Source organism: Bacillus sp. OV166 (genome assembly GCF_900177675.1).
Lineage (GTDB): Bacteria > Bacillota > Bacilli > Bacillales > Cytobacillaceae > Neobacillus.
Map to the genome: position 1 here is coordinate 4281684 of NZ_FXWM01000001.1, position 21704 is coordinate 4303387.

18 protein-coding genes and 2 pseudogenes are annotated in these 21704 nt (G+C 38.3%); 1 reads left to right on the top strand and 19 read right to left on the bottom strand.

From position 1 onward, the window contains the following. Positions 1-5: 5 nt before the first annotated feature. The 19 genes and pseudogenes from CCK98_RS20950 to CCK98_RS21040 form a co-directional block, all read right to left on the bottom strand. Positions 6-1322: a cytosine permease gene (locus CCK98_RS20950; RefSeq protein ID WP_088088354.1), complete on the bottom strand. Its 1317-nt coding sequence runs from the start codon at positions 1320-1322 to the stop codon at positions 6-8. 160 nt (positions 1323-1482) lie between these two features. After that, positions 1483-2205 carry an aspartate/glutamate racemase family protein gene (locus CCK98_RS20955; RefSeq protein WP_088088355.1) on the bottom strand — a complete coding sequence of 241 codons (723 nt, stop codon included), beginning with the start codon at positions 2203-2205 and terminating at the stop codon, positions 1483-1485. Between the two features lie 56 nt (positions 2206-2261). Then, complete coding sequence (locus tag CCK98_RS20960) at positions 2262-3848, bottom strand: hydantoinase/oxoprolinase family protein (protein WP_088088356.1); 1587 nt, start codon at positions 3846-3848, stop codon at positions 2262-2264. After that, positions 3832-4938, bottom strand: coding sequence for a DUF917 domain-containing protein (locus CCK98_RS20965; RefSeq protein ID WP_088088357.1), 1107 nt, complete (start codon positions 4936-4938; stop codon positions 3832-3834). The genes CCK98_RS20960 and CCK98_RS20965 overlap by 17 nt, the downstream gene beginning before the upstream one ends. A gap of 222 nt (positions 4939-5160) precedes the next feature. After that, on the bottom strand, positions 5161-6900 hold the full coding sequence (locus CCK98_RS20970) for a sigma-54-dependent Fis family transcriptional regulator (RefSeq protein WP_088088358.1): 1740 nt from the start codon (positions 6898-6900) through the stop codon (positions 5161-5163). Positions 6901-7325: 425 nt separating this feature from the next. After that, positions 7326-8774, bottom strand: coding sequence for a cytosine permease (locus tag CCK98_RS20975; RefSeq protein ID WP_088088359.1), 1449 nt, complete (start codon positions 8772-8774; stop codon positions 7326-7328). A 175-nt stretch (positions 8775-8949) separates the two neighbouring features. Then, positions 8950-9990: a leucyl aminopeptidase gene (locus tag CCK98_RS20980; RefSeq protein WP_088088360.1), complete on the bottom strand. Its 1041-nt coding sequence runs from the start codon at positions 9988-9990 to the stop codon at positions 8950-8952. A 15-nt stretch (positions 9991-10005) separates the two neighbouring features. Next, on the bottom strand, positions 10006-10827 hold the full coding sequence (locus CCK98_RS20985) for an alpha/beta fold hydrolase (RefSeq protein WP_088088361.1): 822 nt from the start codon (positions 10825-10827) through the stop codon (positions 10006-10008). Between the two features lie 91 nt (positions 10828-10918). Then, complete coding sequence (locus CCK98_RS20990) at positions 10919-12430, bottom strand: 4-hydroxyphenylacetate 3-hydroxylase N-terminal domain-containing protein (RefSeq protein ID WP_088088362.1); 1512 nt, start codon at positions 12428-12430, stop codon at positions 10919-10921. A 193-nt stretch (positions 12431-12623) separates the two neighbouring features. After that, a complete protein-coding gene (locus tag CCK98_RS20995) occupies positions 12624-13502 on the bottom strand; it encodes an FAD synthetase family protein (protein WP_088088363.1) in 879 nt (292 codons plus the stop codon). Between the two features lie 36 nt (positions 13503-13538). Further along, positions 13539-14210, bottom strand: coding sequence for an isochorismatase family protein (locus tag CCK98_RS21000; RefSeq protein ID WP_256942426.1), 672 nt, complete (start codon positions 14208-14210; stop codon positions 13539-13541). Between the two features lie 67 nt (positions 14211-14277). Continuing rightward, positions 14278-14766: a flavin reductase family protein gene (locus CCK98_RS21005; RefSeq protein ID WP_179195884.1), complete on the bottom strand. Its 489-nt coding sequence runs from the start codon at positions 14764-14766 to the stop codon at positions 14278-14280. Beyond that, positions 14759-15553, bottom strand: coding sequence for an aspartate/glutamate racemase family protein (locus CCK98_RS21010; RefSeq protein WP_088088366.1), 795 nt, complete (start codon positions 15551-15553; stop codon positions 14759-14761). The genes CCK98_RS21005 and CCK98_RS21010 overlap by 8 nt, the downstream gene beginning before the upstream one ends. A gap of 57 nt (positions 15554-15610) precedes the next feature. Next, entirely contained in the window at positions 15611-17116 is a 1506-nt protein-coding gene (locus CCK98_RS21015) for a 4-hydroxyphenylacetate 3-hydroxylase N-terminal domain-containing protein (protein WP_088088367.1), read from the bottom strand. 232 nt (positions 17117-17348) lie between these two features. After that, on the bottom strand, positions 17349-18116 hold the full coding sequence (locus tag CCK98_RS21020) for an isochorismatase family protein (protein WP_088088368.1): 768 nt from the start codon (positions 18114-18116) through the stop codon (positions 17349-17351). A gap of 563 nt (positions 18117-18679) precedes the next feature. Beyond that, positions 18680-18997, bottom strand: a pseudogene (locus tag CCK98_RS21025) (IS4 family transposase); the annotation flags it as partial. Continuing rightward, positions 18996-19235 (bottom strand): annotated as a pseudogene (locus tag CCK98_RS21030) (aldo/keto reductase); the annotation flags it as partial. The pseudogenes CCK98_RS21025 and CCK98_RS21030, both read right to left, overlap by 2 nt. Before the next feature lie 342 nt (positions 19236-19577). After that, positions 19578-19772, bottom strand: a complete 195-nt coding sequence (locus tag CCK98_RS21035; protein ID WP_088088370.1) for a hypothetical protein — start codon at positions 19770-19772, stop codon at positions 19578-19580. Positions 19773-20404: 632 nt separating this feature from the next. After that, positions 20405-20758, bottom strand: a complete 354-nt coding sequence (locus CCK98_RS21040) for a GIY-YIG nuclease family protein (RefSeq protein WP_088088371.1) — start codon at positions 20756-20758, stop codon at positions 20405-20407. A 288-nt stretch (positions 20759-21046) separates the two neighbouring features. Between CCK98_RS21040 and CCK98_RS21045 the strand changes: the two genes are divergently transcribed. After that, positions 21047-21373 (top strand): helix-turn-helix domain-containing protein, encoded by a 327-nt coding sequence (locus tag CCK98_RS21045; protein ID WP_088088372.1) that lies wholly within the window; start codon positions 21047-21049, stop codon positions 21371-21373. Positions 21374-21704: the final 331 nt, after the last annotated feature.

Consider the following 21704-nt stretch of genomic DNA (forward strand, 5'->3'; position numbering starts at 1 on the left):
GTTTATTATGCAACTTTTCCCTTTAGCTCTTTTTTACCCTGAAATGCTTTCACCGTTAACACACCAACGTAATAGACGATACCGCTTATTAATAGTGAATTGATGGATGGGATGCCAACTGGAATAAAATAACCGCCTCCAAAACCTGCCGCCCAAGCCACTAATGTAATTGGATTTATTTTTTCAGGCTCTGCTGGCAAGGTTCCTTTCTCCCTGCTTTCATCAAGTGCTTTACGATACGTTTTTAACACGAAGTAATCAACCACCATGATCCCTGCAATTGGTGGAATCATAATTCCCAGTAAAACAAGGAAGTCGACAAACCGATCAAGAATCCCCATTATGGATAGAACTGTTCCGATTACCCCGATCACAAGTGTCACAATTGCACGATTCACTTTGACCCTAAATAACGAATCGATGATATTCGTAAAACCTAAAGAAGAAGAGTATAAATTCAAGTTATTGATTTTAACTGTTGAAAAAACAACTACAGCGGCTCCAAGCCAACCGGATGTTTGCAGCATGATACTGACAACATCACTCGTTTTTGCAGCATGGGCCATCAACACAGCAACCATGCCGACACCCATCTCACCAACTATGGTACCAATCGTGGTCATCCAAAAAACATCTTTCCCGTTTCGTGCAAACCGACTGAAATCAGGAGTGATGACTGCACCAATCATGAACCCTCCGGCCACCATTGTTGCACCTACTCCAAGTGAAAGCGCCTCTCCTGGAGGTGGAGTTCCTATTAAACTCATAACCGAATAATCACTTAGAACTTGATAGATTCCGAATCCTACTACCAATAGAAAGGCAGGAACGGCAATTTTCGCTGTCATGCTTAACAGCTTGAATCCAAAGATAACCAATACCGTTACGCCCATGCCAGTTATCGCAGCGGCAACGGGAAGAATCAATTTACCATCGGTTGCCTGGACTAATCCATTGGCAAAGACTGAATTTTGCACCCCAAACCAGCCTATCGTACAAATGGCAATAACTATGCCGATAATAGTGGAGCCATATCGGCCGAATCCAGTCCACCGCGATAATAAACTCGTAGAAAGACCTTCACGTGCTCCCGCATAACCGATAAGAAAACTGATAACCTGTAAAATAACACTTCCAAAGAACATGGCCCAAAACGCCTGCCAGAAAGTCATACCGTATCCTAATGCAGCACCCAGCATAAATTGAGACAAGGTGGCAAGAGCTCCTACCCGGACAAGCATGATGTCCCACATTGGCAATCGCGCTGATTTCGGAACCCTGGACAGCGAGTAATCGTCTCCTAATTTCTTTGTATCTTCCATAAATCCAACCCCTTTAATTTATTATTTACTCCCCTGACTGTGGTTTTCACAAAAAAGGATTTTGCCCTATTCATGGAAAGCCATAATCCCCGTTCAATATTCGGAACGTTCTGTTAATTGATTTTACAGGAGTGTACTTGTTGTGTATTTTCAATCCCAATTATGCTTTTATTCTCTGTTTTGAGGGTGGCGTCATGTATGTCAGACGGCTTTGTTTTACTCCCATTGTGATCAAGCTTTCCAACAGTCGTGTTGCCGCGAATACTGGGTCAATGACCGGAACATCAAACCCGTTTTGTTTTAGGCGTTTCTGAAGTTCTGCTGCAACACCCATGAATCCTGTACAGCCTAATACTAAGGCGTGGGCGCCATCTTGCTCGATTGCTTTGATCATTTCCTCGTACAATTCTCTTTTTAACCGATCCTTATCGTGAACTTCCAATACAGGAATATTTACATATCGGACGGATGCTAAATTACCGTTGACCCCTAATGTTTTGCTAATGTTTTCAATCATAGGGACTACATTCGGCAGCACTGTCACGACAGAAAATGATTTAGCCAATGAGCTTGCGAACAGCATCGAGGATTCACAAGCACCAACAACCGGAATGTCCAGAATTTCTCTTGCCGGCTTTACTCCAGGGTCACCGAAGCAGTCACTGATGACACCGTCGTATCCGTCTTCCTCAGCCTCCTTAGCTTTTTCCAGAAAATTAGGTACACACAGCGCTTCATCATATTCGCTTTCAACAGATGCAGGCCCATAATCAAGGCTGGTCACTCCAACTTCAGTTGTTTCAGATGCATAATATTTAACTTCTTCCAGAATTTCCTCATTAAAAATATCTGATGTGATTGGCATGATTACTTTGATTTTCATTTACTTTCACTCCTTTTAATTTGTGGAATTTTCCGAATATTTATCTCATAAAAAAATTAAACGACCCCATCACCTCCATCAGAAGTAAACTCCAATTCTCCTAAAGTCTTCAAACGGATTCTCAAAACCTCCCCTTTCATATAATCAAAGGGGAACTCTTCTATAGATACCAGCTCAATGCTGTCTCTTTTTGCTCCTTTCAGAAACAGCTGTTGAACCAGTTGTTCCCTTTCCTCATCGATTATTTCCTGTTTCGTCTTGTCTCTCAGCCAGAACACTTTATCCACCTGGGCACTAAGAGGTGCGAAACAGGCGCCAACTGCATTGCAAATATGAAAGCCAGCGGGATGGAAAACTTTTTGGTATTTTCCAAATAACCTATTCACAAGTAATGAACTTCCTCCGCCTACTAAAACAACCGGAAGGGCTTCATTACTCAGCTGAAGTTTGGATATCTTTTTCTTGATTTCACCCGTCACTGTTTTAATCACTTTTTGACAGTCATCCTCTGACAGTTTATCTAATCCCTTTAGAGTTATTTTTTCATCTGAAAAGGAATCTGGATAAACTTTAAGGAAAGAATCGGTTAATGTCCAAGTGTCACCGCCCCATGATATCCCCTGTTGTTCAATATCGCTGGCAATCGTTTCTTTTATTTGGACTGATTCTTCTTCGATTGAAATGAGACTGCCTCCGCCATAAGGAAGGGAATACATCTTTGGAACCCGCATATTTACATCTATATCCAAAATAGATGTCGAACCTATAGAAACTTCCGGCTGGCCGTTCTGGATCTTTCCAATATCAATCGTACTTCCACCGACATCGACGACGATACAGCGGTCCAAGCCGCTCAAGATACTGGCCCCTCTGATACTGTTAGTGACCCCGGACCCAATTGTTAAAATAGGGTAATCAATTGCTTCCTGGATTCCCATAAGTGAGCCATCATTTTGAGTTAACCAACATGGACATTCTAATGAAAGTTTCTTAAATAATGTCGATAAATCAATCATTGCCTGGCGGATCACCTTGGATATTATTGCATTTAAAAGTGTGGCATTTTCTCTTTCTATGAATCCGGTACTTCCGATTTCATGAGACATTGTGATAGGTATCTCAGGAAAAGAATCTTTAATACGGTCGCGAATTTCCCGTTCTTCACTTTCATATAACGGGGAATAAGCTCCCACAAGACAGATTGACTCAATACCGTATTTTTTTATATCGTGGTATAACTGCTCGATTTCATCTTGATTAGGCGTTGATTGTTCTTTTATTTTGCCTGTGTAATCATAAGAACTTTTAAAGTGATAAACCTTTGAAATATATTTCTTTAAATTTTCGGGCCATTGTAAAGCTGGTTCAATTAACGAAGGCTTTTTCGTGATACGGATAAGCGCCGTCTTAGAAAGATTGACAGGGTGATATAGTGCGTTAAGCACATGAGTTGTACCTAAGAAAATACCTTTTATTTGGTCTGGCGGGATGTTCGCTTCTTTTAACACTTCTTTCGCAGCCAACTCAATTCCAGAAATAATATCATTCGTTGTTAAGTGCTTCGACCAGGAAAGAAGCTTGCCATCATTCCTGACAATCACTGCATCTGTATTTGTTCCTCCCACATCAATTCCCAGTTTCATGATCTAATTCTCCTGGCAGAGGTTTATAGGATATGGTTAAATCAAAGTTTTCTGGACCCACGAGCTCAAGCATTTCTTTTGTTCGAAGAATCGTTGGAGCTGGTAGAGCGAAAATAATGACGGAATGACCCGCCTGAATCTCGGAAACATTGTAGGGGAATAAATTTTCCTCATTCAAAACAAGGATGAGATCAGGCGTTGTACAAATATACTGATCCTCTTTTATAGAAATAAACTCATTCTTGAATTCTATTTCAATCCTTTTATTTGAAAAAACAGACCGCCCATCTATTACGAGCTTTCCAATTAATGATCCTTTTTCAAACCACCGGTTAACCTTAGAAACCACACCACTGATGATTTCTAGAGGTTTTCCATAAATTGAGTTTTCGAACACCCTGTGCATCTCTTCAATTTTTCGGCTTATTTGTGTATCTTTTTTGACGGCAGTTCCTAACCGATGAATTAAATTTAATGATCCTGGAACCATAGATGTTTTCATTTTTCTTCCATTAGCAGCGTAACAAAGGAAATGGGCACACCCTCCATTTCTCACAATAAAATCTTTTGCCAATTCTGCTATGTTATCAATATCCTCCAAACCATCAATTAAAGTGCTTTCATCATGTGTTTGCAGGACGAATGGTGATAAAGGAATATCCGAGAGATGAAAGGTTGTCATAGATATCTCAGGAAAAGCCCTTCCCATTCCATCTCCGTCCACAACAGGCAACTTTTTCATGACCGCCGTCACTAACGGAGTCAGGGCATTCACGCCGCCAATTTCTATAGGGATAAGTGCATCGACTTTTTTTTGACTGGTCGATTCATAAACATCAAGGACTTGGACTCCCTCTTGGCCGCTGGGGATGTTTTCATCATATAAAATGGTAGAACCCATTATACCAACCGCAGCAATCCATTCGTCCTCTATATCCGTAATGGACTTTACGGTTATTGAGTCCTCATCCGTCATGATCGACATTAATAAACTCTGTACCGTCTTGGTATCACCGCCTCCGCCACAAGATAGAATCTTTGCTCCTATTGCCAATAGTGGTATATCCTGCTTTTTAATTTGCCAAGACATAGGTTGTTGCTCCTTTCTTTTTATAATGCAAGAAGTGTGCCAAAAAAAGAAATCCCCATCAAGCCCGGGGTGGATGGGAATGACAAGATTTAATTTACGTGAATTACGAGAATTTTAAAATAATGAGAAAGCCAAAAATGACCGGTAAGCACCGGTAATCATACATTTTATCATTTTTTCTCATATTTTCTCAGTTTTATCATTTTTCTCAGCTACTGTTCATTATTTAATATTGAATTTGCTAATTCTTCTATATAAAGTAGGCAAGCTGATATTCATGTGTTTCGCAACCTTCTTTTTACTGGGAGTATCCCTGCCATACTGATTCAATAATTCAATGATCAAATCTTTTTCTTCCACATGGGTATTCCTTTTACCTGAAACAGCAAGGCTATCAACCTGTTCAATTTTTGTGCCATTAACATATAAATCCCTTAAATATTTTGGCAGGCTTTCCATGGTTACCAGGTCACCAATCTCTAATTGGACAAAATGATGGACTACATTCTGCAGTTCTCTGATATTCCCCGGCCATTGATAACTAAGGAGGATTTCATAAACATCGTTAGAAAGTCTCTTCAGTGAGCGAAATAGCTCCCTGGAGAATTTTTTCAAAAAGTGTTCAACGAGGAGCGGAATATCCTCTCTTCTTTCTCTTAATGGTGGAATCGTAATGGGAATGACATTTAGCCTGTAGTATAAATCCTCTCTGAATTCGCCCTTTGCTACAAGCTCTTCAAGATTGCGATGAGTGGCAGTTATAATTCGGACATCAACGGGAGTGCTTTTCGTATCTCCAACCCGCTCAATTTTCCTCTCCTGGACAACCCTCAGCAGTTTTGCCTGTAAATGGAGGGACAGGTCTCCAATTTCATCAAGAAAGATCGTCCCGCCATTGGCCATTTCGAATCTGCCTGGTTTGTCTCCACTTGAACCAGTAAAAGCTCCTTTAACATGTCCAAAAAGCTCGCTTTCCAACAAAGATTCAGGAATGGCAGCACAATTCAATGCAATGAACGAACCATCTCTTCGATTGCTTGCCTGATGGATCGCTTGTGCGAAAACTTCCTTCCCAGTCCCGCTCTCGCCTCTCAGTAAAATGGAGGTATCGCTGGGTGCCACACGTCTAGCTATGTCAACAACCGTTTGAATGGAGTCGCTCGTTCCTTTCACATCTTTAAACGTGTAGAGGACTCTTTGTTCAGTCATTTTCTTTTTTGAATCATAGATAGATGTCAACTTGATAAGAAATGAAACGATTTCTCCATTTGCTAGAAGCGGTTTAACTTTCGCTATATGTTCTGCTTGTTCGCTTTTTAAAGAAGGAATAGATATTTTAAAATCCTGCTGGTTTTTGACATTCTTTATTTTCAGCCAATCGGAAGCAGACATTATTTCGTTGATGTTTTCGCCCAGTAAAACCGTCTTGCTTTTGTTAAACTCCTTGCTGACATTATTGCTCAAGCTATGAATCGTTCCATCAAGGCCAACGATTAAAATGGGTTCTTGAATAAAAGAAAACAGTCCAATCATTTCTTCCAAAACCAAGGTGTTTTCCTTTTTCAAATCATCATTTTCAATTTTATTGCTGATCCATTCACAGCAAAAGTCAAGCTGGATTTCAATATTATCGAAGTTCTTATTCAGCCAGCCTGCCTGTCCATCCAGGGGAGTAACCAGCAAAACCCCTATTACTTTTTTGTTCTTGGTTATGGGCTTAATAATGGTGGTTTCAGCCACGCAATCATTTTTCAGAGAACATAATTCACACGTACTGTGCTTTGCTTTATTACGAATGAATACATCTATACCGGTTTTTTTGATTTTACTAATGATCGGACACTTTAGCGGCAGTGACTTTTGGTCATCATCCTGCAACACTACTTCAACCCTAACAGGAAAGGATTGAAACAACTTGGTGATAGTCGAACTTATTTCTTGAATATTTACTTCAGCAAACATTAGCGCCGCCACCTAATTTTAAAAAATTTATTTTTTATTATATCAGACTTTTTTAGTAGGCTATATTATTACTGGATAATCCTACATTTCCTCTAATGCATATAAAAAGCAGCTTGCTAGAAAGAGGGATTAGCGGAATCGCACATGTCCTATTAAAACATACGGCTTACCAATATGTTTTGATTAATCAAGTCCTGGCTAATCTTTGGGCAGCAACCTCCTACGGATGTAGCTATCAATTGCTAATAATTCTTTCTTGAAAACATTATAGTAGCATCTACTTTTCAAGCCATACTCTTCATAAGATTTCTCACTAAAAATACTCATCATGAAAAAGCCTTCAAAAAAAACGAACTCCTTTTAAAAAGAAGTTCGTCTTAGTTTAAGAAATTTTCTCCATTTTAATGACTTTCCTAACCAACAATTTAAGGTACTATATTCTCAGCGACTTCATCAGGTACATCCCTGGAACTATTTGGTAATAAAATAGTTAAAGTGTAGTATAAAATCGCCCCAACAAGCGCTGATGAAGTAAAACTTAAATCAATGCCTCCAACGGCAGGTACGAGTGGACCGGTGAAAATGCTAGTGCTTGTGAACAACAATCCCACAATCAAACCAATAGTCCATGAAATAACAGCAGGAATGTTAAACCCGCTAGAGTACCAGTAGCTGCTTGACGGGGAACTGTTGTGTAAATCTAATGGTTTATAGCGCCCCTTCACTAAGTAATGTCCGACTAGATTGATTGCTAACCAAGGTGACACACCCACTATGATGATAATTACAAACCCGTCTATAAGATGGATCATATTGGATACATCCTGGACGCCTACAAATACTAAGAGAAATCCGATAATTGCCATTATTATCGTGGTAGTTACCCGTTTATGCTTCCATCCCAGGCTCTCGAGAGAAAGTCCGGCACTGTATAAACACAAACCACCGTTCGGCAGACTCCCAAATATTCCAGCAATCATAATTGGTGCTATCCACCAAGATGGAGACCCCCCAATAATTCCTGTCACGAATGGAGTAGATAAATCCTTCACCGTTGACATCAAATATGATGCCGGTACCATAGCTAACCAACAGCCTACAAACATTCCCAGGGATGTAGCCAAAGCTAATTTCGTCGAACTATGACTATTGGGAATATATCGGCTATAATCCCCAACAAATGGTGCATACGAAATAGGTACCGAAGCGGCTACTAGCATGGCGAGTGCCCAAGTCGGCCAAAAACCTCCCAATAAATACTGTCCGCCTTCGTAACTAACGTTGAACTGTGAAGCAAATGTAAACACAGACAGAATGACAATACTTCCAACCAACCAAGTGCCTATCTTTTCAAACAGAACTACTATTTTATGACCCATTATTGCTACTACAGCGGTGATAATACTGATGATGATGCACCCTATCAGCAATGTACCGGTTCCTTCTGACCATCCAAACAACCGGTGACCTCCCGCGACAAAGGCTTGAGCTCCAGTCCAAACCATAAGAGCATAAAAACCAATGGCTATTACAATATTAAGAAGCGAACCAATAACACGGCCTTTTACACCAAAATGTGCACCGCTAGCAAGTGCTCCATTAGTTCCTGTTCTCTGTGACAAGATAGCTATTGCTCCAATTGCAATTGAGCCAATTGCAAGCCCTACCGTCAATGCCCAGAATGCTGCCCACCATCCAAGTCCAAACACAATTGGTAAAGAACCGATGGCCATAATCCCAAAAGCAAACTGCGAACCACACAAGACGTAGAATACATTTGATGCCTTCGAATTCCGTTCATACTCCGGAATCATATCGACACCTCGTATTTCAATTGAAGGATGCTCTTTCACCTTAACCGTTTGGTTGCTCAATATACATACCTCCGTATAATGGTCATAATTTTCTAAAACGTACCATCTCTCGCAAAGAAGTTGTATTAAATCGCTGTAGAGTAATTCGTTCCATAACCTATTTATTTTTTAAAATTCAAAGATTCAAAGATACAAATCATAAATTTACCGACAGGAAAAGAATGAGTTTATTTAATCATGCTAGCTGTGGTTTTACAGGTTTCATTTCATCGATAACAATATCTCCATCTTTAACTATTAACTTACCATCTAGGTATAACGTACAATTTTTCATTGGTAAATCAAGATGGCATGGGGTATCGTTGTTCCCCCCTAATTCAGAGTTTGGACCTAAGGAGAATAAGACATTTCCATAAAAAGCACGCCCATCCATGCCAAATACTTGATCATCAAACGCGAGACTATGCCATTGTGCCCTTTCGTTAAGCCCCCAGCCAATGTGGGAAATTGCATAAGCTCGCGGGTCATTAAAGCTTTCGATATACTCCCTCATCAGCATGGCGTCAAAACCACCTTCTATATTCGTAACATATCCGGCTTTTATCGTTAATTTTATTTGGTCTTGTAAATATCGGTTAAAAGGGAAAAATATGTCCCCTTTATCCATAACAACTATTCCATCTACGCCGCCATCGTTAGATGTCCCAGCAGAAAAACAACTTGGCAAGTGGTCCCATCTTCCTGGTTCATCAGCAAAACCGTATTCTGTAAGAATTGGATATTGACCTAGCTGATACGTAACATCGGTGCCGGCCTTATTGGTCACTCTTAGTTCTTTTGCATTTCTTAATAATTCAGTTGCATAGAGTACTCTCTCTTTGTCGCTCTCTTTTGGAAACATTCTTTTTATCACATCGAAAGGTTCAACAACTAGCAAAATTCTTACCCCTGCATCCTGCAGTTCCAATTGTTCTTTAGAAAAAAGGAGAAGAACTAAGTCAATGACAAGATCAGCCTTTTTTAAACATTCAACTGCAACTCGGTTATCTGTCAAAGGTGTAATTCCAAACGAACCTGCCGCTCCTTGTTTGACTGGCGGCAGTTTCAATTCAAAGGCATTCGCCCCGAGCTGAGATGCTGCCGTAAGGAACGCTTTTGCATAATCGGCTCTTATCTCTCCTGAGGTTAGTACCGCCATCGTTTCAGACGGCTTTAATTTACATAATTCTAGCTCTCTCTTAAACAGGGAAACCATTTCATCAAATTCAACAGTCATTTATAGACACCTCTTTCATTTTTTTGTAAGTCCTTCAATAAATGAAACAATATAATCAACAGTTTGCTCAGGTGCATCTTTATACACCATGTGGCTTACACCTTTAACCCTTTCCACTTGCATAGAAGAGTTGATAGTTTTCAAAACCTGCAGTTCGTTTTCGCGAATTGTATCTCCATGTTCTGCCGCTAAAAGTAATGCCGGTACAGTAAGCATTTTGATAAATACTTGAAAAGACTCCATTAACAGAGATTGATAGGATTCAATGATCGCTTGCAAACTGTTATTTCGATACTCTTCTACTCTTTCGGATATTTGTTCCTCCGTAAATGAAGGGAAGAAACTACGGAATAATTCCATTTCTCCTTGATCTACTGCCTCCTTTTGTTTTAAAAACATGGACAAAGGATTCGGATAGATATCTCTCTGTCCAGGACCATTAATAGGAGGGTCGATTAATACCATGCCGGAAATTAGAGCTGGATATTGGCTCCCAAATGCAGCAGCAATTCGGGCTCCCATGGAGTGACCGACCAATATCGGAGAAACCGGATTATCTATTAATGCGTTGACTACATTCAGCAAGTCTTCTGTATAATCTTTTAATAGATAGCCTTCCTTAGGCCGATCGGACTGCCCTCTGCCTCTAGCATCCATTGATAAGGAATAATATTTTTCAGGCATCAAATTTAGGACTTTTACAAATGAATAGCTGTAACTAGTAATTCCAGGCAAAAAAATGACTGGAGTACCGGCTTTTTCTCCTTTAGTAATGAGGTGAATATTTGCATTTAGACCCTTTACAAATAAATCCTCAAAAGAATGATTTTGCTTCATATTAATGTACTCCTCTCAACGAAGAACCTAGAAAACTAAGCTCTAGTCGTTTATCAAGCAACTTACTCTTGCGGTTATTAAAAAGCTTTGATTACACCCCTAAAGGAAGTCCAATTGATTTACGAATTTGGTTCATAAAAGGTGTTCGGTCATATTCATGGTACAGACGCTCGCGAAGCAATGGTGCTGGCAGTGCATTGACGTTTTCAAAAAGACCAATACGACCCGCATGTGAATCCGTGGTAATATCCCAAATGAAGTTCATCAATAAGTTCTTCTGCTTGGATGTTAAATCGCGTCCAAAGAGAAGTTCCTCTAATTTCCCGCCAATATATGGATGATCGTAGTCTTTTTCAGAAAATCTCATGACCAATCCCTGTCCGCATAATTCTTGTAGATGATGGATAATTTGCGGATAGTGGGTAATTCCATAAAGACGTCCTGCTGTAAGCATATTGACATCTGGCCACATCACTTCATCTTGAGTCTGTTTAGCTAATTCCTCTGAGGCCAATACATAAGCTCTCAACGTTTGAGCATACTGAATTACTTCTGATACGATAGAACGTACACCTGGAATCTTCCCAGTGCCTAATGCATCAACAATGAGTTGGGCAGCCCCAGCATACAGTTCCGCTTTAGTTGCTAAACGAGAGAGAATATGCCAGTGCGCTCCTAATACAACACCTCCATATAGTTCATTGAGTTCTGGAACTCCATAGTTAAAAATTCTCCATTTTTCCACAAAGACATTATCAAAAATCAAGAAGGAATCCATTTCTTCTCCGCGTGATTTGACCGGGTGATCATAGGAACTTGCTGCATCGGTAGAAACGGTTTCACGACAGACAATATGGATGCCAGGTGCATTTATCGGTACTGATAACCATAATGACTCTTCAGGTAACAAACCTGGTCGCATTAAATTAGAAAGGATCATTTCGTTTCCTTGGGAAGAAATGGAACCTACCGCCTTCGCTCCGCTAATGTAGATACCTTCATCCGTTTCCCTCACCACCCGGAGCAAAGCAGGTGTAGAGTCGCCTCCTTTGATTTGGCTCCCTAATTCGACATCGAACAGGCGGGCACCAGCGGCAGCGGCTTTGGAACGGTCATTTTGAGGATCCACTAGTACCTCAGGTCCCATCAAATTATTTTTTTGGGCATAGTCAATATAGCGGAGGACATTTTCTGCATATTCAGGCCTTTTGCTGCGGAACTTTGAAAGATATGCCGCCATTCCCACAGGCACCAGAGGTGCCAAATCAAACGGGCGGCCAAACACCCCGAAGGTTTCCTGAGCAATATAGTCAGTTAATTCCCGTCGGCTCTTTAAATCTTCCTTCGTTCTAGGAATCATCCAGGCTTTGGTGACACGATCGCCTAAGTCTGACCTAATATAAGTAAGCTTATCTTGGATTTCTGGGTTATGCTGGGCATCAAAAATCTTAGCCATGATATTAATACCACCGCTAGTGGCTGGGTGAGTGGTTACATCAGGGATCAGTTCACCCTTATAGTAAACAGTCCGATCATCGCGAAGACTTTCCTTAAACATCTCGCCTGTTTTCAGATACTTTGAAACTACTGTAGTATTTTCCATACTTCTCCCCCTAAGATATAATAGAGAATCTTTTCCCGCTAACGTTTTAAAGTTATCAAAGTTGAACAGCTTATTAAAGTTACCTCAAGTTGCTAAACTTACCGAATTTTTCATGATAAATTCTATGATGAGTATTAAAATGTGTCAATATTCTAAACAATATTAAACAATATAATATATTTAAGTTAACAATTTAACTTAATATAGAATGACGCTGGTTATCTATTTCTAATTCAATTTCCTCAGGAACTATTGTTGTCACAGACTGCAGAAACTGTACAATAACTTTATCTTTAGAAAAACTATTAATTCTTATCTTGTCTAAATCAATTTCAACAGATTTATGGGTATTGAGAATTATAGCTTTAGTAAAATATTTGTTAGAATTGTTGATATTGACCCAATATTCCCCTTCAGGGGGCAGAATAAGGGCTGAATCGGGGAAAAATAATCCTTTAAAATCATTCATCGTCCGAACAATCCTGCCACACAATTCATGTTGTTTACCCATAAGGTCAGAGGCGAGCTTAAGATCACCATTGTGTATCGCATGACGCACTCTAGTGCTAGAGATACGCTCATTTCCTAAATCAGTAAATTCGACTATTTCTGTCTCAAATCCCAATCTAGAACCTGTTTGTTTTAAAACTTCGGGGTTCCCTGAACCTTTATAGCCAAACCTAAAGTCTTTCCCAACAAAAAATTTTTTAGGGTTTAGACCCAAAAGAACGTTATGAATAAAGTCATCGGAGCTAATGGTTGAAAAGTTATAATCAAAAGTATATTCAATGAGGATATCGACTCCCAGAGCAGCTATTCTCTCTGCTCTGGTGTGCGGACTAGTTATACGTGAAGATTGTAAATCATTATGACTAAAAAAAGATTTCGGAAGAGGGTCAAATGTTATGACTATAGTAGGACAATTCCTTTTTTTACCCTCCATTACAATGTTCGAAATTAATTGTTGATGGCCTTTATGAACACCATCAAAGGAACCAATAGTAATATATGAGCCATGTTCTAATTCTTTTAAGTACGTGTTGAATAGATTTTTATAGTATTTCAGTATTATCCCTCCTCACTAGGCTTAAGGGCACTGATTGAAAATTTATTCATTTATTAAAGCTGTTAATGAATCCTTACCATATTTAGAAGAAACAGATGTTACGACTTCTTCAGTTTTCAATACGTCGGCATATTTCTGGCGTATATCAAAAAGACTCTGTTCATGGGATGCTAATGAACGATCCCCTACAGCATCCTCAACAACAATTGGTCTGTATCCGTATTGCAGCGCATCAACAGCTGTGGCACGAACACAGCCACATGTAGTACAACCAACAATTATTACAGTATCAACATTCTGTGCATTCAGACGTGCAATTAAATCGGTCCCAAAAAAAGCTGATGCATATTTCTTAACAATTAAGCCGTCACCATAACGAAAATCTAAACGGGGATCCACATTTACAGCATCGGTCCCTGCTCTTAAAGTTTTTAACCCCTCCATCTTTTGGTACCAAATTCCTGAATCTGCAAATGTATCATCATCATAAGAAATGGTAGTAAAGAATACTGGCAGATCTGTTTTGTGCATAATATTCAAAAGCTCATTTACATTTTTAATTTGCGGGGTTAAATCCGAGCCCATTGGCATACTAGCATCAGTAAATCCTTTAATCATATCCACAACTATCAAACCAGGTTTCTTACCAAAACCTAATAATTTTCCAAATCCTCTTTCTTTAAAGAAAGCCTCATCACCTTTAACATGCACCACAACAACTCTCCCTTCATAACCCTCCAAGATTGGTAATATACCAATCTTGGAAAGTCATTCACTTGATTTAGCTCTTTACAGCTGTATTAAATTCTCCAAATTGTCTATTAAAATGAAGCAATGGTGACTTAGCTTCACCCAGTACTACATTTTCAACGAACCCTATAAAAATGGTATGATCACCGGCAGTGACTGTTTGTTCAACTTTACAATGAATATTGGCTAGAGCATTTTTGACATCATAATTAAAATTGCCTTTACTTTCTACAAACTCCTCAAAAAACTTTGGTGCTCCTGCTTTAGCTCCAGATTTCGCTACTTCAATTTGATCTTCGGCTAGAACACTTACACTAAAACGTTCGTTATTAATTATCGCGTGTGTACTAGCTGCTTTAGTTGCCAGGCTTATTAAAATAAGAGGTGGCTCCATTGATAGTGAACAACACGCACTTACCGTTAAGCCCCAAGGCCGGCCATCAATTTCAGTCATGACAATTGTTACTCCAGTAGCGAGTCGGCCCATGGACTCCCGAAATTTATCTTTTATTTCATCCATTATAGTTCCCCTCCTGAATTGGAAATTTAGAGAGAATATCCCCTGATAGCAACTTTCCTGCATTTGGTACATAAGGCTGTAAATTAAGAGTTTTAAGAATGTTATATACTGTTGCCACAGCTGCTGAAAGCACAGGTTTTCCGATTTCATTCTCAACTATTTGAATAGCTTCTAATGAAGGCATTTGAACGCAAGCAGATAATACAACAGCATCAGCTTGGCTAATATCTAAATTTTTAACAATCTCCACCAAACGCATAGGGTCTTGACGTCCAACTTCCAAATTATCAGGGATTTCCAAACTAATAGAATCTGTCACTTGTATTCCACTAGCCTCAATATAGTCAATCACCTGGTTCGTTAATGGCTTCATATAAGGTGTTATTATCGCGACTTTTTGTGCTCCTAATGTTTTAATGCCCTCTACCAATGCACCCGCACTGCTAATAACCGGAGTAGCTGCTCCATTTTCTATTGTTGCATTAAATAAGCGCTGTTCAGATTCCATATGATACCCTGGCCCCTGGCACATAATAGCAACAAGACATGCATACGCAAGAACATCACATCTGGCATCTGAAAGTTCGACAGCACAGCGGTCACTTTCTACATCCATTGCTTTTAATTCCTCTTTTGTAACATTTTTCATTCGCATCCTGCTTGAATGAAAAGTAAACGACAAATTCGGTTCAACTTGTTCTCTCCATCGAAGCATTGCTGGAATTTCTGTTTCCATCGTTGTATTTGAACTAGGAACAACGAGTCCTATTCGATAGTTTTTTTTCAATTTGCACGCCTCCTAAATAGATATAACCTATCAAGCTATTATTCTTATAAACGATACCTACAAAGGAAGTCCAATCGATTTACGAATATGGGTCATAAAAGGTGTTCGGTCATATTCATGATACAGACGCTCACGAAGCAGTGGTGCTGGCAACGCATTGACGTTTTCAAATAGACCGATGCGGCCTGCGTGGGAATCAGTGGTAATATCCCAAATGAAGTTCATCAACAAGTTTTTCTGTTTGGAAGTTAAATCGCGTCCAAAGAGAAGTTCCTCTAATTTTCCTCCAATAAACGGATGATCATAGTCTTTTTCAGAAAATCTCATGACCAATCCTTGTCCGCATAATTCCTGGAGATGATGAATAATTTGCGGATAATGTGTGATTCCATAAAGACGTCCGGCAGTAAGCATATTGACATCCGGCCACATAACGCCATCTTCAGTCAGTTTAGCTAATTCCTCAGAGGCTAAAACATAGGCTCTTAACGTTTGAGCATATTGAATGACTTCCGATACGATTGAACGGACGCCTGGAATTTTCCCTGTTCCAAGTGCATCTACGATAAGCTGGGCAGCCCCAGCGTACAATTCAGCTTTAGTAGCTAAACGGGAGAGCACGTGCCAGTGTACTCCTAATACAACGCCTCCGTACAATTCATTGAGTTCTGGGACACCATAGTTGAAAATTCTCCACTTTTCCACAAAAACGTTATCAAAAATCAAGAAAGAATCCATTTCTTCTCCGCGTGATTTAACCGGGTGATCATAAGAACTAATTGAATCGGTTGAGACTGATTCACGGCAGACAATGTGAATGCCCGGTGCATTTATAGGAACAGCTAACCAAAGAGATTCTTCCGGTAAAAGCCCCGGGCGCATAAGGTTGGAGAGAATCATTTCGTTTCCTTGAGAAGAAATAGAACCTACTGCCTTTGCTCCGCTAATGTAGATCCCCTCTTCGGTCTCTTTCACTACCCTGAGCAAAGCCGGTGTGGAGTCGCCTCCTTTAATTTGGCCTCCTAATTCGATATCGAATAGGCGGGCACCAGCAGCTGCTGCTTTGGAACGATCATTTTGAGGATCCACTAGTACTTCAGGTCCCATCAAGTTATTCTTTTGGGCATAGTCGATATAGTGAAGTACATTTTCAGCATATTCTGGTCTTTTACTGCGGAATTTGGAAAGATGTGCTGCCATCCCTACAGGAACGAGTGGTGCTAAATCGAACGGTCTGCCAAACACCCCGAAGGTTTCCTGAGCTACAAAGTCAGTTAATTCTCGGCGGCTCTTAAGGTCTTCCTTCGTTCTGGGAATCATCCAAGCTTTACTTACTCTTTCACCTGACTCCTCACTGATATATGTGAGCTTATCTTGGGTTTCTGAGTTATGCTGGGCATCAAAGATCTTGGACATTATATTGATACCGCCACTAGTAGCTGGATGAATGGTCACATCTTGAATTTTTTCACCCTTATAATACACCGTCCGACCATCACGAAGACTTTCCTTGAACATCTCACCTGTTTTCAAAAACTTTGATACTACCTGAGTATTTTCCATCTTTACTCCTCCTTAAAATAATAGAAAATTTGTTACAACCGATAGATTGAAGTTATCAAAGTTGTATACTTTCTCAAAAGTTACCTAAATCTATTAAACTTACCAAAGCTTCCATGAATTCATTGTAACTTACAGTACCATTAGTGTCAATATTCAAATTTATTAAATTTTTCTAAAAATAAAAAAACCATGATTATCAAAAATAATCATGGTTTTAATGCAATTGCCCTACTTATAGTTTCATGCCTTTAAGAACCTTTTCCAGATTCATTACATCGGCATACCTTGCGTTTAAGTCTACTAATGTTGAGTTCTGTAAGGTTTGATTTCGATCTCCTACAGCCTCTTTAGGAATGATAACTCTGTAACCTCTTTGAAGGGCATCGACAGCGGTTGCTCTAATACTTCCACTTGTAGTAGTTCCAGCTAATATTACTGTATCAATTTCTCTTTTTTGCAGGTAATCGTCTACTTGATTATCGTACAAAGTAGATATATACACTGTTGCATTAACCATATCATAGGGATAGTCAGCTAAATCTGGATGAAGGTTGACCCATGTACTTTCGCGGTCTAAAATTTGAAGAGACGGAAATTTCTCACACCACAGTCTAGAAACCTTATTTTCTGATTCATAAATGGTTTTACTAAAGATAATCGGTATTTTATCGGTAAGTGCTTCTTCAATAAGTTGTTGGGTAGCAGCGATTTGATTATCCATTTTAATAGATAATTGAGAATGGGATTCGGTAAATGCTATAGTTAAATCACGAATTAATAGAGCTGGTTTTATACCAAATCCAGTTTGTCCTGAAAACCCTTGATTAGAGTAAAGCTGTTGAACCTCATCAAGAATATAACGTCTTTGTCCTCCAGGGGTATAAATAACCTTTAAACCATATTCTTCAATATTTCCATTCTTCTCTAACCGCCTTAATGTACTTGGGGACACTCCCAAGAGCTTTGCAGCGTCAGATATAGTTAAAAGGTTTTCAAACATATGTAATCCTCCCGACTTAAGTCAGCATAACCAAAAAAACTTACTAAAGTTACACAAAATTATGCATTATATATTAAACTTACCATCATTATATCATAGCAAAATAATTACTGGAACTTATTTCCTTGAAAAATGGTAGAAAATCCTCACACTTTACCGACAATATAGGAGTCTTGACTAACATTAACATTCGCTAAAAACATTTCCAATTTTAACTTCCTATTAATTTTTCTGTGCATACAAAAAGCCCCCTTAATTAATATTAAGCGAGCTACGAATCGAACAGTTTCTTGATAAGTCCTAATCAGTTTTTTACCTCAGTCTCAAACAGTCTTTCGTGAAACTGGCAGAAAACTGTGTAGGAAATCCCTATTAAGTTTTAGTGAATGCAAAGGTCAAAATTTATCACAAACCCTTGCAGCTGTAGGATTTTTTTTCGGGACTGCGTGGGAATCGAACCCCCCAGACCTGGCACGCAGGTCTCAAGCAGTTTTGAAGTTAGAGGAAAGGTGTTATTTCTAGTTATTTTTAAATATCATTAGTTATTGGGTTTTTCGCTTAGGATGCAACTTGACTCCCGCCTTTGTTTTACGGAATTTTGCCCATTTATGATTTGTCAAATTGAGTGGCAATGTGCTTGAATCGATGATTTTTAACGGCATCACGAGTTTTGTATAGTGGGTTTTGACATGAATTTGTGACACTAAATCTAGAAAAAGAGTTTGGAATAGATCTGGATTCAAACCATTTAATCGGTGCGACAGCCGGGAAATACTAATAGAATCAAGGTCGATGCCCTTTTGAAGCTGGTCATCGAAAAGACAATCGCCCAGTGCATGAAGACGTTCGATTTCTTGTAGCTGCGCAAAAAGTAGTAATTGTGGCAACAACCACTTGATTCCGACGACCTTTAATTGCCCGTCCGAGTAATTCTTCATTTTTACCTACGCCATACATATCAGCTGTGTCGAGAAGCGTAATCCCCATTTCAATGGCACAATGGATTGTTTTAATAGACTCGTCGTCATCTCTCCCACTGTAAAAATCCGACATCCCCATACAGCCTAGTCCAAGCGCCGATACTTCCAGCCCAGTTTTACCTAATATTCTTTTTTGCATTCCAACACACCTTCCTTCATGTCGTTCTGTATTAAGAACATTATAATACGCCAATTACATTGAGTAAATGAGTTAAAGATACTAGTGAATATAGAAAAGAGGCTCTATTTTACCTATACCCGATAAACTAACTGTCTTCGGTAAGATAAACCGGCTCTTTCTTACTCTATCCTGATAAATTATCTAACTTCGGTAAGATAAAGCACCACTTTCTTACCCTAACTCAATAAATTATCTGACCTCAGTAAGATAGAGCGATTCTAAAAGCTTATGCAAAGATAGGAACCTTTAATCCCAGAGAAAAAAGACTAACTGCGAATAGGTAGTCCCTGACCGAAGAAATTACAATATTCCTTTTAACGATTCCATCACTTGATCAATCTCATCTTTCGTCGTAAACCGGCCTAAGCTAAAGCGGATCGCACCCATCCCCACCTCTTCAGGAACATCCATCTCTTTTAATACCGGTGATAATTCAATGCTGCCGGCATGACAGGCTGATCCAGTTGAAGCCGCTAAATATGGGATGGCTGACAACAAGTCTTGACCGATTTTTCTTACAAAACTTACATTTAAAGTAGTACTTGTCTTGAACGTTTAATTTATTAGTATTTTGTGTGTAATGTAAATCTTCCTCATCTAGTCTATTCTTTTAAAACCGGAGGTTTTTTATACCCATGATTATAGTAGGTCGATTTACTATAAATATGTATTATATAAATATAATTTGGGTTGTCTTCAAGGAAAGTTTTACAGGTCATAATATATTTTTACAAATTAATTCCTTAAGTTCCCCACAATCAAATAAGATCCCTGGAAGAACTTAAAAAGTATTTATAAATAGAAAATCAAAATTTTGCTTCTTCCCCTTATGTTTAATAATAATTTAAAAAAGTCCTAACTAACTTACTAAAAGAAAAAATAATTTCTCGTTATCTCGGAACCCTCTAGTAAAAACATATATTTTATTGATAAATTTTCCTTTATTGAAAATAGTTCCACTAATTTTTGACCATTTATATACTTCTTCTCATCGGTAACAAATACAATTTTACTTAATTTTCAGGTAAAGGTTTATGTGATATTTATAAATAAAAAAAGAATCACATTGAAAGCATGTGATTCTTTTTAGATTATATTTTTATTTGTATTTTAAAAGATTTAATTTTCTAAGAATTTTTATTTAATACATCATTTGGAAGTAGCACTGGCATTGCATTTATAAAATATTTTTCCACTTCTTTAACTTTATCCTTATCTGGAATTGGTAATGTTACTAAAACATATACACATAAGCATCCTTCTTTATACGCTTTTTGTAATATTTTATTTGTATGTTTTTTATGTTTAAACAAACTTCGGTGATTTGCTATTCTTTTTCTTATATTCATTGTTCCACCAATATAAACTTTACTTGTTTTTATATCGACAAGTACATATACCCCTGCTTGATTAGGAAGTTTATCATTTGGGATATAATCAATATGTGATTCTAAATTCTCCTTTTTTGCTATTTTTGCCATCGTCACAATCTCCCTTTCGTAAAAATTTTTATAATACGACAAGGATGCTAATTAACAAAGCTGTAGGGTAACCTTTTTAGATCCATTTAATTTAGAGTTACATTTAGGAATAAATGGAATTATTAAGTCTATTATAATCCATATATGGATTAAAAATCAATATTTATTACTTATGTGGAAATGTATATTTTTTATTTATTTTAAATGTTAAAATTAACAGTCGTAAAAATCCTTTCATAATTTACAACATTTACAACACATACTTTAATTTGTAAGGGGTAATATTTTATGAATTTTGGTAAAAGGTTGGAGTTCATAAGAAAAAAAAGGGGACTTACAACAGAACAGTTAGGTAAATATTCAGAACTCGGAGCTGCATCAATTAGTCGAATAGAAAATGGTAAACAGTCACCGTCACTTCTTTCACTAATAAAACTTAGCCAAGCTTTAGAGATTGATCTTCTAGACCTTATTTCTGACGAAAAAAGACTACCAGCTGATTTAATAGAATTATTAAACGTGGCAAAACAAATGACCCCCCTTGAAAGAGAAAAAGTAACAGCGATGCTCCAAGTTTTTTTGTCCGAAAGAGAAATAAAAAAAGATAAAAAATAAATTGAAATTAATTTTTCATTACAAACAATCTGACTTTGAGTGAACTCTTTTTTAAAGGCTGTTTTCGTAAAGATTGTTGTTTTTAGAATATAAATGGGAAACAAATCACTTTTCTGTTAAAATACAAATATTATGTGATACAAATCTAAATTTACAATTAATGGGCGTGACATAAGTTTTGTTGAAAGTTGGACTCTATCTACAAATATTTTGGTATTTAATGTTTTTTACAGATATACTTGGATTTTTAGGTTCAAAAAGTGAAATATTGCAGGACATAGTTTGGTTAGGAATTCCTACTTACGGGTTAATCATCGCCATCGTTTATCTA